We start from the raw sequence: 15,031 nt of genomic DNA, 5'->3' as shown, positions 1-15,031 counted from the left end.
TTTGCCTCAGTCCTATACTATTTTTTTCTTTCAGCTTCTTGACGTTTTTCCTTATCTTTTTGCGCTTGTTCTTTTTGCTTCTTTTCGTTCTCTTCTTGTTGTTTTAATTTTTCATCTTTCGCTTTTGCTTTCTCTTCTTCAGATTTCGCTTTTTCATCTTTAACTTGCTTTTCTTTATCTAAAATATCTTGCAATTTATCGTTATACTTTTTCGTTTCTTCAGAACGTTTATCATTCGATAAATCTCCGTTATTTTTAATCTCATTTAATTTATTAATCAACGCTAATTTTGTAATATCGTTATCATCTAAATAAGTTGCAATGTCAATCGCTTCATCAAGATGTCCTTGTCCTAATTCCATCCAATATAATAAGTAATCTTTGTTCGAATTTGGCGTCACATTATTAAGCAAGTTTTCTTTCTTATCTTTTTCTAAACCTTGTTTGTTCGTTTGGATATAACTTTTGGCATAAATGTAAAGCGCTTCTTTGTCTAATTTTTTACCATCTAAATCATCATACGTATTTAGTACTTGTGTATAATCATCCTTCACAAATGCTTGGTATCCTTTTTCAATGCGCTCATTATGCTTCATTACCGAAAAATATAAAAAGGCTAAAAATGCAATTAATAACACACTTAACGTTGTCATACCGATAGCAACCCATTTGAAAACGGTATGCCCTACTTTACGAACATATGCATAATTTTCACTATAATCTTTTTCTTGTTTCTGATATTGTTCATCTAAAAATGTCGTTAGTAATTCTAATGTTGCCGCTTCAATAACTTTAGTTTCAAATGGCGTTCCTTTATGTAGTTCTAAATTCCCTTCAACTAAAGCATCAAATGACTGTTTCTCATTGAATGCACAAATCACCAGTGCTTTATATCTTGTTAAAAATTCAGCTTCTGACATTGGCAAAGGATCAACAACATTTTGTAACCCTCTCGTTTTAGCAATCGGCAGTCCATCTCTTGTAAAAAATAATTCATCCGGCGCCAACACAAATGTGTAGCGTGTGCGATTTACTTCTTCTAAATTTTTGATATTGAGTAAGTAACGTAATTTTTCATTTTTAGTAAATGACTTAATATCATCAAAAGGTGTGTGGTTGTCAGTAATGTCATAATGTATTTGGAAACTGTCACGCAGCTCTGTTAGTTCAGCATCTAAAAAATATGGAGAATGTTGTTCTAATAAGTACATTAAATGAAAATGTTCTGGCTTAATTGAAGACTTAGGAATCTCTCTCATATCTAGGCGTAATTTTGTTTTAGCTGCTTCTTCGGCATCTAAAGGTGTTAACATATCTTGCATTTCATTTTTAGGGTCATGATTTTTAACCATCTATTTTTCCTCCTATAGTAACTTCAAAATATCTCCATCAGCGATTTGATAATCAATGAGTCGATCATTTTCAACAAGTAATTGACCTTTCGTCATCACTTTAATTTGTGTATTGACATCAAATATTGAAATGTCCAAACTATCCAATACTAAAGCTATTAAGTTCTTAATCGGTAAATATGCCGGTACAGCTAGGTCATATGTGCCGTAATTATAATTAGTAAAATCAAATGTTACTTTTACGTGCTGATTCATTTTTCGTTCGTCTCCCTTTATGAATTGAAAAAATGACAAATCCTAAAGTCAAAAAAGCCCCTACAGACATCAAAATGTACGGGAATATTTTTTTCTCCTGCTTGTTTTGAATATAGGGGCTTTTATCACTCTCCGAAGTCTTTTCTAAGTTAGATTTGGAAAATAACACTTTTTTAGTTTCATTCAAGCGAGTCGAGTGACTCGCTTGATTATGAAACATATCATTTTTTATTTGTTGTTGTCGTTCTTTTTTCTGTCTAGCAATCGCATCGTTGACTTCTTTACTATCTTTATTAAATAGCGTTGTATCATATTGATTTAAATCATTATTGATTCGCTTTTCCTCTTCTTGTTGCACATCAATATTAAGTCCGCCATTATTGCTAGATGCTGTTAAAAAAGTTAAAGCAATCACGCTATTCATCAACATTAGATTAATCTCTCTTTCTTAAAGTGTTTTATAAACATGTTCAGTACAAATCCAATAATTACGATTAACGTCAATATTACTAACGCTAAACCTATTGGATGTTCTGCATTTAAATAATTGAAGAACATATTATCAATATAAGATAATGGTGAAATTTTATTAGTAACACCTTGACCAGATGCTTTTAAATTATTCATAGCTACAAAGTATAAGCCTAATGTAGCAACCATTAAGAACATACCAATTGATTTAACTTGTCGTAATAAATACGTATTGATGAGTACAAAGACCATCATTGTTAAAATCACCATTAAGATGAATTTCATTCTATAGCCAGCTAATACATGGAACTTACTCATTGCAATTAAACCGACAATTAATCCTTCTACTAAACCAGTTGCACCAATAACACCAGACGTAATTGCATTATTCCAAAGATTGTTTTTACTACTGTAATCATCTTTGATGAAATTCATTTGCCCTTTAGCACGTTCATAACTATAGAAAATATATGCCGTAATCATTGATAGTAAATACATCAACAATACAAATAATGTTGGTGAAATTACATCTGTATTACCATTATTTGCTAGTACATTTTCTAAGTTTTTCTTTTGAACTGGATTACTCATAAATGCTTTTAATGCTTGGTTTTGTCTGTCACCATCTTTAGAATTTTGTAATACTTTTTTGAATTCTTTAGCGAACAACTCATTATCTTTATCGTTCTTAGCCATTTGACGGTTCAAGTCATTCGCTCTTACACCTAATGCGCGACCTGTCGCATGCAGTTTATTCACATTATTATCTAATTGATTTAATTGTCCACTAACTGAATCTGCAATTGATTTTGACTCCTGGGTATCAGATAACAACTGCGTACTCTTTTCAGAAATTCTACTAATTTCTTTATCTAAGTTAGAAGACATTGTATTAAATTCATCATTTTTGCCTTTGTCAATTTTTGGTTCTTGTGGTTCTTCAGCAAATGTCTTTTTAACGTTTTCTAACTGATCAACCAGTTTAGAAATATCTTCTTTATTTTTTGTTGTATTCTTTTTGTTATTTAAAATGTCATCAATCAGTTTGTCTGAATTGTCTTCCATAGTGTCGATTTGATGTAACACAGCTACTTTGTCGTCTTTGAAGCTTTCCATGTCATTAACAACTTGGTCAACCATCATATCAATTAAACGTTTATTATCGAATGGTTTATCTTCTCTACCTTTTGTATCTGTGTACATTTTATAATGTGCATCGAATCTAGATAATGCACTCAATTGCTGACTTAATGCATCTTTCGATAAGCGACCATCAAGGTTATGATTCAATGTTACGTCCACAACACTCGTTGATTTTTTATCATTCGGTTCATCTTGACGATTTGCTTGTCCGAATAATAATTGTAAATGCATTGTTTTATCTTTTAAGAAATCTTTTTCAGCATCTTTTTTCAATTTAGCGACACCATTAACTTCAACTTTATAATCTTTATTTGATGTATCAAGTTGTACGCTTTGATCTTTAATATCATACTTTTTACCATTTATTTTAATTTCACCTTCAAAATTAAAATTAGGATCAGTTGCAACAGTTAATTGATTAATATCATTACTTTTAATTGTTTCAGTTCGTTGAATTTTGACACCATCATTAATCAAACTACTTGTATCTTGCGCAACTTGGTTGTCATAATCTGTTAAATTAATGTGTTCTGCTAACGGTTTTTTCAAATTATATTCGTTTTTATAACGTTTAGCTTCTTTAACAATTGCTTCATATTTATTAGCTTCATCATCATTTAAACCTGCGGCTATAAAGTCTTGTTTAGACATGTTATAGATAAATGTTGTATCTGTATCAGGTTCTTTAACGATATCATCATGAAGTTGTTTCTCTAAGTTTTCAGCAAATTGAGCATTGTTCATTTTAATACTGTTTAGCGCATCTTGTAAGTCTTTGTTATTCGCAAGTTCATCTTGTAATGATTCAGTTAATTGCTTACGATAATCTTCAATCATCCCTTTTGAAAATGGAGATTCTTGTGACTTGATGATATCTCTTAATCTATCTAAATTTTCCTTAACTGTTTGTTTATATTCTTCTTTACCTGTATCTTGCATATTAGATTGTTGATCAATTTGACTATCCATCTGTTTCAACGCATTAATATAGTTATCAAGTTCTACACTATTTTTTTGCGACTTATAATCTTGTAAAACCTTATCCATCGCTGTATTCTGTTCATCGAATAGTGAACTTTGCTTTTCAATTAAGTTCGAAACATTATAATCTGTGTTTACTCTGAACGTATCTGAATTCGCACTTAATAACGATTTATTGTATGTTTGATACCATTTTGTAATGTCTTTATTGGCAGAAATTGAATTTACAAGCGTATCTGTAAATAATTCCGGAAAGTCGTTAATTGGATTTAATAAGTAATTCGAGAACTTACTATTCACACCATGTTCACGTGTCATAATAGCGCCAACATTCTTTTGTGCATTATGTAAATTATCAATAATACTCGTTAAATAAATTTCGACTAAGTTTTTGTTAAAGTCGTTAAGTACATTACTTACAACTTTTTCTGTATTTTTTGCTACTTCTTCTTTTTGTCCTACAGCTGTTTTATACTGTAATGATATTTTCGATGGTGTTTTAGCGTCTAATTGCATTGCCAATTTTGAAAAGTTTTCAGGAATAACAATCATGACTTGGTATCCACCATTTTTTAAGCCTGACTCGGCAACGTTTCTCGTTACTGTTTCAAATTTATAGTTTTTCTCATTTGCTAACCTTTTTATAAATGCTTGACCCAACTCAACCTTTTTACCGTTGTATGTAGTTGGTTGATCCTCGTTAACAATTGCGATATGTATTTTATTATTTTTATTACTTACATTGTGAGATTCTTTTTCAGATTGATCTCCATATTTTGTTTGAACAAAAAATATCATACTAACTATGGCAATTATAATAATTAAAGTGACAATTAATGCATAAATCCAATTTTTCTTTTTCATGCTTATTTCCTTTCAGTTATATTCTTAAAAAAATGATAGGCAAAGCCACATCATTGAGTGTGACTTTGCCAATTCCAGAATGCTTATTGCAAACCGAAATTATTAGAAAGTTGTTGGTCTTGTTCTTGAACAGCGTCAGCAGTGCTATTCAATTGTTGTTTGATTTCTTCTAACAATTGAGCGAATTTTTCTACTTTAGGACTTAATTGTTGGAATTGCTCTTCGAAACGACTGAAAGCTTGACCTTCCCAGTTTGCTGCAATTTCACCTTGTGCACGTGTTAAATCAGATAAAATTTGACGGATTTGGTCTGAACCTTGCCCGTAAGATTGTGATTTTGCTCTGATTTCCTCTGGACTCATCTTAATCATTGCCATAACTAGAAACCTCCTGAATATTTTAAGTTTATCAAAACTTTTTAGGGACACTATTATTTAGAAAAGTGTTCCTTACTCAAATAATATATAAATTATTAGTATATGTATATAGTTTTTTAAGTATTTTTAGCTTTTTTTAAATAAATATATTGAATATACCCATATATTTTTAATTAACCATTCATTTTTGTAATATAAATGTGTATACTAAAATTAAATTAAATACATAAAGGATTATATGGTTATTATGAAGAAAACAATTTTACTGACTATGACAACTCTTGCTTTTTTTAGTATATTGCCCCATTCGGCTATAGCTACTACGAATGACAATCAAACACTAGAAGAAGCACAAAAAGCCCACCCAAATGCACAATTTAAAGTGAATAAAGACAATGGCACATATACATACACTTACGACAAAAATAATATGCCAAATAGTAATCAACAATCACAGTCACGTACATCTGAGAATAATCAACGCACAAATCAGCGTGACCATAATACTAATCAGTACCATTCACCATTGAGTGATCAGTACACTAACATTAACGATGCAATTGATTCACACACACCGCCTCAAACGCCACCAAGCAATCCATTGACACCTGCAACACCGAATTTTGACAGTAGCGATGATGAATTAAATAATGCATTTTCAAAAGACAAAAAAGGACTCATTACAGGAATCGACTTAGATGAATTGTATGACGAATTACAAATTGCTGAATTTAATGACAAAGCAAAGACTGCAGATGGTAAACCTTTAGCGTTAGGAAATGGTAAAATCATTGATCAACCTTTGTTTACAAGCAAAAACAACTTATATACTGCTGGACAATGCACATGGTATGTCTTTGATAAACGTGCAAAAGAAGGGCATACAATTAGTACATTTTGGGGAGACGCCAAAAACTGGGCAGGTCAAGCTGCTAGCAATGGCTTTAAAGTAGATAGACATCCTACAAGAGGCTCTATTTTACAAACTGTAAATGGCCCCTTTGGTCACGTTGCTTACGTAGAGAAAGTAAATATTGATGGTAGTATTTTAATTTCCGAGATGAACTGGGTTGGTGAATATATCGTTTCATCAAGAACCATTTCTGCTTCAGAAGTGTCATCATATAATTACATTCATTAAATTAATAATGACATCAATAAAAAGCGACCAGTTTGCAGTTTACAATTCGTAACACTGCAAAATTGGTCGCTTTATTTTGTATGATATTCGATTATAAAGTTACAAAGAAATATTTTCTGAATTCCCTATTAATCAATATCGTTTATGAAAGTATAATTGTAGCGATAATAATCCATGTCGTAACAACTAATGGCACTATCGTCTTGAATAAGAATATACCGTATTTCTTCTTACGATATATATCTAGTATTAGCCAAATTAAAATGATAATAACACCTATAAAAATAAAAACTGGATTCATTGATACCGCATCTGCTTGTAATTCTGGTTGCATCCTTAATTTAGCGATAATTAACATCACTACTGCAATAATGAAAAAGTAGATACCTCTTATCTTTGATGTCTGTAAATCTAATTCCTGCTCTTCAATGACCTCTTTAGATTCATCCAATTCTTTTGCAATCAAATAATTTACTACCTTAGGTTTCACCCATAAACACTTAATTGCAAGGTACATAAAAATATATGATCCAATATCCATGAACATTAAAAAGTTACTTAAATCATTATCAACAAAGCGAGCGCCTATAAAATAGTAAAAAATCAACGTCCCCATTATAACAACATCTAATATTAAACCTATTATTGAAAATCCTTCACTCTTAAACAAACTAGCAATCATAGCTATATAATAAATAGCAAATATTGTTATTAAAATAAAAATTATCATGGTTAAACTCCTATTATTTTTTATATCTTTCCTTTACATTGTCTTACCTTCATTTTCGATATCTTTCTTAATACTCTTGTATAACGCGTAATTAAAATATGACCTAACAAGTAGAGCATCAACACCTAAATTTATTAGTATACTTATAAATATAAAGTTCTTTTCATCCGCAATACTAGGCGCAACCTTACTTATATAAAATAAAGTTGCTAAAGCAAATAATTTTATAATAATTGCTATAAAGTTAACTGCAGGATTAGGATTTTCACTATCAAATTCATTTTTGTAAAATAAAAATAAACCTAACCAAGAAATAAATAGCATCAAAGCTACTCCGCACCAATAATAAAACACATCTATATCATTTACTGCTGCACCAACAACATAAGTAGAAGCAATAAATAATGGCATTGAATAACCAGTTATAACATTTAGTGTCATATACCAAATCACATACTTTTTCTCAACTTTTACCTTCTCACTTTTTTCTTGTAAATACAGTAAAATTGACACTACTATTGCAAAAATTAAAAATACGACTAAATATAATGGCAACTTATCATAAAGTTTACTATTGAAAAACATAATCGCATCAAAAAACAATGAGAGCAAAATCGTAAATATTACAAAAGTTGTTAAGTAAGGCCTTTTTATATTTGCTACAATTTCCTTTATCTCCATTACACTAATCCCCCCAATATATCTTCAATATTTTCAATAAGTTAAATAAATCTTCTTCGTAAATAAAATGTTTCTTAGCAAGTTAATCAACACATTTCAAAAATCATTATGTAATCAAACTATTTTTTGTAGTTTATTAGATTTTCAATAACTTATTAAACATTATTATAACTAAAATTCTATTAATTTAAACAAAATTTAAAATAAACCATTTAATAAAATGTATTGTTCTGATATGATTAACTCATAAATAATTGGGAGGAAACAAAATGTCTAAAAAACTAAAAATTATAATTCCTATTATTATTGTCTTATTATTAATAGGTGGAATTGCGTGGGGAGTTTATGCATTTTTTGCTAATACACCGAAAAATACATACCTAAAAAGTGAACAACAAACAGCAAAAATGTATAAAGATTATTTCAATGATCGCTTCGAAAATGAAGTGAAATTCCAAGAAAAAATGAAAGATAATTCATTTTTATCTTCATTAGAACTAAGTGCAGATGCATCAGATGATCTCACTAAAAATCTTGATATTCCAAAATCTGTTGTTAATGCTTCTAAAATTAAAATGTCGTATGGCTATGATCCTAAAAAAGAGAAATCAATGATTAATCTTGAGCCAACATTAGCAGACACTGAATTAGGGAAATTCCAGTTAGCCGCAGATAAAGATAAGCACTATTTTGAATCACCTTTATTTAAAAGGAAATATAGTATTGATAATTCTGATTTACTATCAACTTATGCAAAACTTACAGGTGAAGATGAAGAAACAGCAAAAGAAAATGGTATTACAAATCAACAATTAAACTTAAATAGTATTTTTAGTAATGCTCAAACGCAACAAAGTGACTACGAAAAGATTGCTGAAAAATACTCAGAACTTATTGTCGACAAATTAAAAGACGACAATTTTGAAAAAGGCAAAAAAGAAGAAATTAAGATTAATGGCGAAAAGCACAAAGTTAGACCTGTCACATTAACACTTAGCAGAGCAGACACTAAAAAAATTACATTAGCTGTATTAGAAGAAGCTAAAAAAGATAAAGATATTAAAAAATTAGTTGAAAAACAAGGTACTAAAAAAGACTTTGATAAAGAGATCAAAAAAGCAATTGACAATATCAAAGAAACTAAAACAGATGAATTTGCTAAAATTCAATCTAAAATTTATACAGAAAAACATACAATTGTAAAAAGAGAAATTACAATTACAGACAAAGAAAATCATAAAACTAAAATCAAAGGTACTAACACTTTAGAAGACGATAAATTAAAAGTGGATTATGCAATTAACTTCGACCAAGATAAGTACTCGTATGATGAATCAAAATATACAATTAAAGGCGTATCTTCTAAAGAAAAAGATAATAAATATAATGATAAATACGAATTAGCTAAAAAGACAGAATATGATGAATCAAAAGTCACATTAGATAACCAAGAAAAAGTTGACGGCACAAAACGTCAAGATAAAGGTAAAATCACTTTTGCAATGGATAAATATAGCGATGAAAATGAAATTACGTTTGAAAATAATATAGATTCTGATGTTAAAAATAATACTCAGAAATCTACATTAAATATTGGTATCAAATTTGCTGAAGAACCTATTAACTTTATCTTAAAATCTAACACAAAATTAAAAACAGATATTGATTTTGATGCTAGTGGTGCTAAAGACTTCAATAGTTTATCTTCAAAAGACCGCGAAAAACTTGAAAAAGAAATCGAGAAAAATGGCGGTAAAATGTTTGAATCAATTTTAAAAAAGACATCTAAATAACTAAAATATAAAAATAAGATTGGAAGGTCATTTTGCCTTTCAATCTTATCATTGGAGGAGTGGTTAAATGAAAACAATACATTTGTTTCGTATCTACCACTCTTTTTTATTGAAAAAGTGGTATTTAATTATTTACTTACTATTTATCTTAGCGGCACTTCTCATTACATTAACGACCATTCAACATGTAACAGAAGATGACAACCATTTTAATATAGGTGTCGTGGATAAAGATCAATCTAGTGAAACGAAATTAATCTTAAACTCTATTGGTAAAGGGAGTAACCTAGGAAAAAATGTGAGTATTAAAGCTTATGATGAAAAGAAAGCACATGATTTGCTAAAACAGCAGAAACTTCAAGGCTACTTTGTCTTTGATAAAGGTATGACAAAGGCCTTTTATAAACAAGGTCAATTACCAATTTCAGTATATACATACGATCAACAATCAATGAAGAGTGTTGTGTTGTCACAGTTAACAGATTCTGTTTATCAACGTCTTATGCTATCGATGGGTGGTATTTTAGCTTTTCAAGACTTAGCACCGAAAGCATCACATTCTGACAGTATAAATGTCATGACAGATTTGCTGATTACGGGATTAAACCGTTCAGGCGCATTCAACTTAGAACCTATCCATTTATATGAAACGGCAAGTTACTATGCAATTACCGGATTTTTAGCAACGATATTTATCTTTGCACTATCTTTATTTACAGTTTTAAAAATGAACCAAGATACTGTACTTAAAGAGCGTTTGAAAATGTTTCATTTTGCTAAAGAGCGTTTGTTAATCATTCGTGCGCTTATTACATGGATATATACGATGCTATGGAGCATACTCGGCTTAATTTGGATTTTGTATCATATTCCAAATACGTTCGAACTATATAATTGGCCAACGTTAGCCATTCATTTAAGCTATTATGTTACCTTTTTAGTACTGTGTTTACTGTTAATCGAACTCTTAACAACCTATTTACTCAATAGTATTTGTAAGATCATATTAGCTATTATAGTTTTGATGCTATCTGGCATGACTATACCTACTATTTTTCTACAGCACGTAGCAAACGGCATTTTTACTATTCAACCATTTGCTATTGTTACGAATCAATTGTTAGAAATTATTTTAAACAACTATATTTTAGATTTACACCCTAGTTTCTACATAAGTATTATTACGTTGATTATTATTAACTTAGTTGTATTAGTTTGGAGGTATCGCAGATGAAACCTTATATCCAACTTGTTGTGTTAAAACAATGGCTGCAATACATCATGCTAGTTGCAATCATATTAATCACTCTTTTTCTATGCGGTCTTGGTTATCGTGCAGCGCATGAAAATTTTAAAATTCCTATCACCATTCAAGATTTAGACCAAACTAATGCATCAAAATCGTTAATTAATAAAATTAAAAAATCTAATTATGTAATCATTAAAACAGTTGATGAAAATGAAGGTTATATTGAAGATGATGTCACTAAAAAGGAATCTATTTTGAGTATGCAAATTCCTAAAGGGTTCTCTAAAAAGTTAAAAGAGAATCGTTTAAAAGAAGTCATACAATTATATGGTAGAGATGATTTTATCGGTAGCATTGCTGTAGAGATTGTTAGTAGTTCATTGTATCAACAACAAATACCAAATATCATTTATGAACATCTCGACGATATGAAACAACATCATTCTATAACAGATATCAATGAATCGTACTATAAACATACACCAGACTCTAAAATTAAATTTGTTTCACTTACACATCAAGCACAACACTCCATTTCAATCAGCTTAATATTTGCTGTAATTTTATGTGTAAGTGCTGTTCAAGTTGTACTTCACTATCGATTAAATCAACAAGCAGCATTGCAACGATTATCACAATATCATTTAAGTCGTTTAAAGCTATATAGCACCTATGTACTAACACATAGTACCTTGTTATTGTTGCTATTATGGGCAGTTAGTTTATACATGTCACAACCACTCACCTTAGTATTTTACTTGAAATCACTATTACTTATATTAGTTTACGAAATTGGTATTGTTTTTATCTTATTCCATATTCAAACATTAAGTCATCGTCTATTTATGACATTTATATATGCATTTGCTATGAGCATCGTATATTTGACCATTTTCATGTAAAGGAGCGTATCTAATGATAGAAATCAATAATCTTACAAAGCGATACCGCAATAAACAGATTTTCCACCACTTATCCATGTCATTTGATAGCAACCGCTTAACGATTTTACTCGGTGATAATGGCGCGGGAAAATCAACGTTACTTCGTATGATTGCTGGTATTGAAAAAGCTAACAATGGCAACATCACCTATTTTGGTGAAAAATGGAATCAAAGACAAATTCAAAATCATATCGGTTATGTTCCTCAAGATATTGCATTATTTGAGCATATGACAGTTGCTGAAAATATTAAGTTCTTTAAATCACTCTGTAAAACACCTATCTCTGATGCAACAATCAATGAATATTTACAACAATTAAACTTTGACGATACATCTGTAAAAGTATCTACACTATCTGGTGGAAACAAACGTAAAATTAATATATTAGTCGGATTATTAGGACAACCACGAATTCTTATTTTAGATGAGCCTACGGTTGGTATTGATTTAAAATCTAGACATGATATTCATCAACTACTTAACATTATGAAATCTAAATGCTTAATTATATTAACAACACATCATTTAGATGAAGTGGAAGCACTTGCTGATGAAATCAAATTAATCGGTCAAGATCCATTTTATCGACATGTCTTAGATGATAAACACTGGGCATATACCTATTATTAAAATTAAAAATCCCAAGTTACAACCATACAAATGTTGTATCTTGGGATTTGTTGTATTATCTACTTTGTAAGTATGATGTTGGGTCTACTGCATATTGATTACCAATGCCACCAGACATACGTTGGAAGTGTACGTGAGGCGCTGTTGAATTACCTGTACTACCTGAATATGCAATTTGATCGCCAGCTTTTACTTTATCACCAGCTGACACAGTTAAACGATTGTTATGCATATACCATTGGTAGTTATTACTGTTCGCTTCTTTAATCGTTACTTGATTACCACCACCATAATTACTCCAGCCTGCTTGTACTACTGTACCATCAGTCAGTGAGTATACAGGTGAATTTTCAGGCATTGCATAATCGACACCGTAGTGCGCGCCACCACCATGATATTGACCATACGGTTGTAATTGTTTATGGCTAGTTAGCCAACTTGCATCTGAGGCATTTCCAGTTGCTGTCGCTTTACTAGCTGATTCACCATTTTGGTTTGTTGTTTGATTAGATGTGCCATTTGGATAATTGACTTCTCCATTTCCATCATGACGCGTATATGATTGACCATTATTGTTCTGTGAATAATAACTCGCATCTGGCCCTACATTTGCTTTATAACCATATTGATTAATATGTTGTTGACTTTGACTCGTTGTATAGTCATTGTTATCTCCTGCAGTTAAAGGTTTTACATATGTTTGACCGCTTCCGTTAGCATCTGCATCGTTTGGATAACAGTTATAAAAGTAATGTGTATGTCCTTGTGCGTCTACTAATGTATAGCTATATTCTTTATTATCAAACATTGCTTGATTCCAGTTACCATCTGGCGTGTGATGATAATTCCCATTAGAATCAATTGTATAATAAGTACCATAAGATACGTCTTGTGATTGTGTTGACATTTGTGTATGTGCTTGTTGCGTATTCGTCGTTTCTGCTGCGTCTGCTTGATGTGCCATTGTAAATGTAGCGAAGCCCATCGTTGCTACTGCTGCTGCCGTTAATTTTTTCATGTATAAAACATCCTCCATTAAAGTTAATGTTAGTTTTCAATAAACTGTAATGCACATACTAAAATAATCAAACCACCTAGTAAAGTGTTTAAATCACATTTTCAAACTTTTTAATATTATAGAAATGTTTTGCCAAACTCATTGAAATACTATTACAAAAAATATACGTAATGATAATAAAATGACATATCTTTACTTCTAAATTGCACAAAAATAAGCGTAAGGACATTGATATCATCATACGCTTATGTATAAAGCAATATTTACTTCAAATTTGCAAAAAGCCAAATTGTTATATTTCACTTAATAATCTTCATTTAACTTTTTTACAATTAAATGAGTTTCTGGCTTAAAAATTGTCATATCCTCTTTGTGAATTAAATCATCCGTAAGTTTAAGTTCTACAATTTCATTACTTCCATAATATTTAATGTACAACGTCTTTGTAGTTAAATTTATGACCGTTTGATACATTGTATAATGACTATCAGCATCATGTGGACGTACAATGCCTATGGGAATGTTAACTGCATCTAATAAATAAAATGCATTCATTAAATCCATCTCTTTATCATTATTCTGAGAAATATGTGACTTCATAAATGCCATACGCACAAAACGCTCTGTGGACGTAAACCCACCTGGCAATCCAAATGTGCCTGATTCATTACCTAAAGGTTCAATCATTACATCTTCCAATAGTTTTGATGAAGAGGGAAAAGGAGAAACATTAATATATTGTCTTAAATTACTATAATGCCATGCTAAATCTGGATGATTTGTTAGTACACCAATCGGATTATCCGTTATAACTACCTCACCATTTTCAAATGACACTTCGACTGAGCGTCCTGTTTTATCGGAAACATGATAATGTAACGGGGGTACTTCACCAATATCATTTAAATAAACTGCGACGACATTAATTTGAGGTGCTTGTTGTTTAATATCTTCAATGCTCGCTGTATATCCTAAAATCCATGTCACAATTTCATTTTGTGTAATATTCATCGCTCCTGTTTTATGAGCGGAAGCATATGAACTATAACCTCGGAAATACTGCGTTGAAATCGCAACGCCATGCTCATTAACTCCATCACCATAAATAAAACCTTCCATATCTGTCCCAGTACCAATAAAGCCAAATTTAGTTTGACCTGTTGTTCCTGTACGTGATGTCCAATGGTAATTTCTAGGTGTCACTGCTGGCGAACCATCTAACGGATAATCGTAATCCATTGTACGACCAAGAATTATTTCATTATTTAATGTTTGTATTGTGAACCCTGTACACATTATATTCACTCCTCTATTATCGTTGTTTACTTAAAATGCCTTCAAATAACGCTACTTCATCTAAACATACTATAAAAAAATATGACTATAAGCAATTAATTGATA

Annotated in this window: 14 protein-coding genes; 5 read left to right on the top strand and 9 right to left on the bottom strand. The window is 30.6% G+C overall.

Annotation, left to right across the window (positions count from 1 at the left end):
- Nucleotides 1-17: 17 nt before the first annotated feature.
- The 5 genes from essB to esxA form a co-directional block, all read right to left on the bottom strand.
- Nucleotides 18-1,352 (bottom strand): type VII secretion protein EssB, encoded by a 1,335-nt coding sequence (essB, locus tag SAMSHR1132_RS01305; RefSeq protein WP_000240332.1) that lies wholly within the window; start codon nt 1,350-1,352, stop codon nt 18-20.
- A gap of 12 nt (nt 1,353-1,364) precedes the next feature.
- Nucleotides 1,365-1,607 carry a type VII secretion protein EsaB gene (gene esaB / locus SAMSHR1132_RS01300; RefSeq protein WP_001071606.1) on the bottom strand — a complete coding sequence of 81 codons (243 nt, stop codon included), beginning with the start codon at nt 1,605-1,607 and terminating at the stop codon, nt 1,365-1,367.
- On the bottom strand, nt 1,579-2,037 hold the full coding sequence (essA, locus tag SAMSHR1132_RS01295; RefSeq protein WP_000928940.1) for a type VII secretion protein EssA: 459 nt from the start codon (nt 2,035-2,037) through the stop codon (nt 1,579-1,581). Before essA ends, esaB begins: the two co-directional genes overlap by 29 nt.
- Nucleotides 2,037-5,066: a type VII secretion protein EsaA gene (esaA, locus tag SAMSHR1132_RS01290; RefSeq protein WP_000728925.1), complete on the bottom strand. Its 3,030-nt coding sequence runs from the start codon at nt 5,064-5,066 to the stop codon at nt 2,037-2,039. The genes essA and esaA overlap by 1 nt, the downstream gene beginning before the upstream one ends.
- Before the next feature lie 83 nt (nt 5,067-5,149).
- Nucleotides 5,150-5,443 (bottom strand): WXG100 family type VII secretion effector EsxA, encoded by a 294-nt coding sequence (esxA, locus tag SAMSHR1132_RS01285; RefSeq protein ID WP_001240826.1) that lies wholly within the window; start codon nt 5,441-5,443, stop codon nt 5,150-5,152.
- 247 nt (nt 5,444-5,690) lie between these two features.
- On the opposite strand from esxA, the gene SAMSHR1132_RS01280 reads away from it, so the two are divergent.
- Complete coding sequence (locus SAMSHR1132_RS01280; protein WP_000751194.1) at nt 5,691-6,584, top strand: CHAP domain-containing protein; 894 nt, start codon at nt 5,691-5,693, stop codon at nt 6,582-6,584.
- Between the two features lie 142 nt (nt 6,585-6,726).
- On the opposite strand, the gene SAMSHR1132_RS01275 is transcribed toward SAMSHR1132_RS01280, so the two are convergent.
- Together SAMSHR1132_RS01275 and SAMSHR1132_RS01270 are read right to left on the bottom strand one after the other, a co-directional pair.
- Nucleotides 6,727-7,314: a DUF5080 family protein gene (locus SAMSHR1132_RS01275; RefSeq protein WP_000583201.1), complete on the bottom strand. Its 588-nt coding sequence runs from the start codon at nt 7,312-7,314 to the stop codon at nt 6,727-6,729.
- Nucleotides 7,315-7,347: 33 nt separating this feature from the next.
- Nucleotides 7,348-7,995 (bottom strand): DUF5079 family protein, encoded by a 648-nt coding sequence (locus tag SAMSHR1132_RS01270; protein WP_000403079.1) that lies wholly within the window; start codon nt 7,993-7,995, stop codon nt 7,348-7,350.
- A gap of 269 nt (nt 7,996-8,264) precedes the next feature.
- On the opposite strand from SAMSHR1132_RS01270, the gene SAMSHR1132_RS01265 reads away from it, so the two are divergent.
- The 4 genes from SAMSHR1132_RS01265 to SAMSHR1132_RS01250 all read left to right on the top strand — a co-directional run bounded on the left by SAMSHR1132_RS01265 (nt 8,265) and on the right by SAMSHR1132_RS01250 (nt 12,612).
- Nucleotides 8,265-9,788 (top strand): DUF6583 family protein, encoded by a 1,524-nt coding sequence (locus tag SAMSHR1132_RS01265; protein ID WP_000038509.1) that lies wholly within the window; start codon nt 8,265-8,267, stop codon nt 9,786-9,788.
- A 67-nt stretch (nt 9,789-9,855) separates the two neighbouring features.
- Nucleotides 9,856-11,022 (top strand): ABC transporter permease, encoded by a 1,167-nt coding sequence (locus tag SAMSHR1132_RS01260; protein WP_000848775.1) that lies wholly within the window; start codon nt 9,856-9,858, stop codon nt 11,020-11,022.
- Nucleotides 11,019-11,939, top strand: a complete 921-nt coding sequence (locus SAMSHR1132_RS01255; protein ID WP_000806129.1) for an ABC transporter permease — start codon at nt 11,019-11,021, stop codon at nt 11,937-11,939. Before SAMSHR1132_RS01260 ends, SAMSHR1132_RS01255 begins: the two co-directional genes overlap by 4 nt.
- 13 nt (nt 11,940-11,952) lie before the next feature.
- Complete coding sequence (locus tag SAMSHR1132_RS01250) at nt 11,953-12,612, top strand: ABC transporter ATP-binding protein (protein ID WP_000570083.1); 660 nt, start codon at nt 11,953-11,955, stop codon at nt 12,610-12,612.
- A gap of 55 nt (nt 12,613-12,667) precedes the next feature.
- Here the strand turns inward: SAMSHR1132_RS01250 and SAMSHR1132_RS01245 are convergent, their stop codons facing one another.
- Nucleotides 12,668-13,630, bottom strand: a complete 963-nt coding sequence (locus SAMSHR1132_RS01245; protein WP_000736807.1) for a M23 family metallopeptidase — start codon at nt 13,628-13,630, stop codon at nt 12,668-12,670.
- Between the two features lie 303 nt (nt 13,631-13,933).
- The gene (locus SAMSHR1132_RS01240) at nt 13,934-14,926 is read right to left on the bottom strand and encodes a choloylglycine hydrolase family protein (RefSeq protein ID WP_000337358.1); all 993 of its coding nucleotides are present in this window, start codon (nt 14,924-14,926) and stop codon (nt 13,934-13,936) included.
- Between the last annotated feature and the right edge of the window lie 105 nt (nt 14,927-15,031).

This window comes from Staphylococcus argenteus (assembly GCF_000236925.1).
GTDB lineage: Bacteria > Bacillota > Bacilli > Staphylococcales > Staphylococcaceae > Staphylococcus > Staphylococcus argenteus.
The sequence above is the reverse complement of the archived record's forward strand: the minus strand, read 5'-3'. Positions and strand labels throughout refer to the sequence as shown.

Coding starts and splice junctions, on each gene's coding strand:
- essB (WP_000240332.1), bottom strand. CDS start 1,352: ATGGTTAAAAATCATGACCCTAAAAATGAAATGCAAGATATGTTAACA.
- esaB (WP_001071606.1), bottom strand. CDS start 1,607: ATGAATCAGCACGTAAAAGTAACATTTGATTTTACTAATTATAATTAC.
- essA (WP_000928940.1), bottom strand. CDS start 2,037: ATGTTGATGAATAGCGTGATTGCTTTAACTTTTTTAACAGCATCTAGC.
- esaA (WP_000728925.1), bottom strand. CDS start 5,066: ATGAAAAAGAAAAATTGGATTTATGCATTAATTGTCACTTTAATTATT.
- esxA (WP_001240826.1), bottom strand. CDS start 5,443: ATGGCAATGATTAAGATGAGTCCAGAGGAAATCAGAGCAAAATCACAA.
- SAMSHR1132_RS01280 (WP_000751194.1), top strand. CDS start 5,691: ATGAAGAAAACAATTTTACTGACTATGACAACTCTTGCTTTTTTTAGT.
- SAMSHR1132_RS01275 (WP_000583201.1), bottom strand. CDS start 7,314: ATGATAATTTTTATTTTAATAACAATATTTGCTATTTATTATATAGCT.
- SAMSHR1132_RS01270 (WP_000403079.1), bottom strand. CDS start 7,995: ATGGAGATAAAGGAAATTGTAGCAAATATAAAAAGGCCTTACTTAACA.
- SAMSHR1132_RS01265 (WP_000038509.1), top strand. CDS start 8,265: ATGTCTAAAAAACTAAAAATTATAATTCCTATTATTATTGTCTTATTA.
- SAMSHR1132_RS01260 (WP_000848775.1), top strand. CDS start 9,856: ATGAAAACAATACATTTGTTTCGTATCTACCACTCTTTTTTATTGAAA.
- SAMSHR1132_RS01255 (WP_000806129.1), top strand. CDS start 11,019: ATGAAACCTTATATCCAACTTGTTGTGTTAAAACAATGGCTGCAATAC.
- SAMSHR1132_RS01250 (WP_000570083.1), top strand. CDS start 11,953: ATGATAGAAATCAATAATCTTACAAAGCGATACCGCAATAAACAGATT.
- SAMSHR1132_RS01245 (WP_000736807.1), bottom strand. CDS start 13,630: ATGAAAAAATTAACGGCAGCAGCAGTAGCAACGATGGGCTTCGCTACA.
- SAMSHR1132_RS01240 (WP_000337358.1), bottom strand. CDS start 14,926: ATGTGTACAGGGTTCACAATACAAACATTAAATAATGAAATAATTCTT.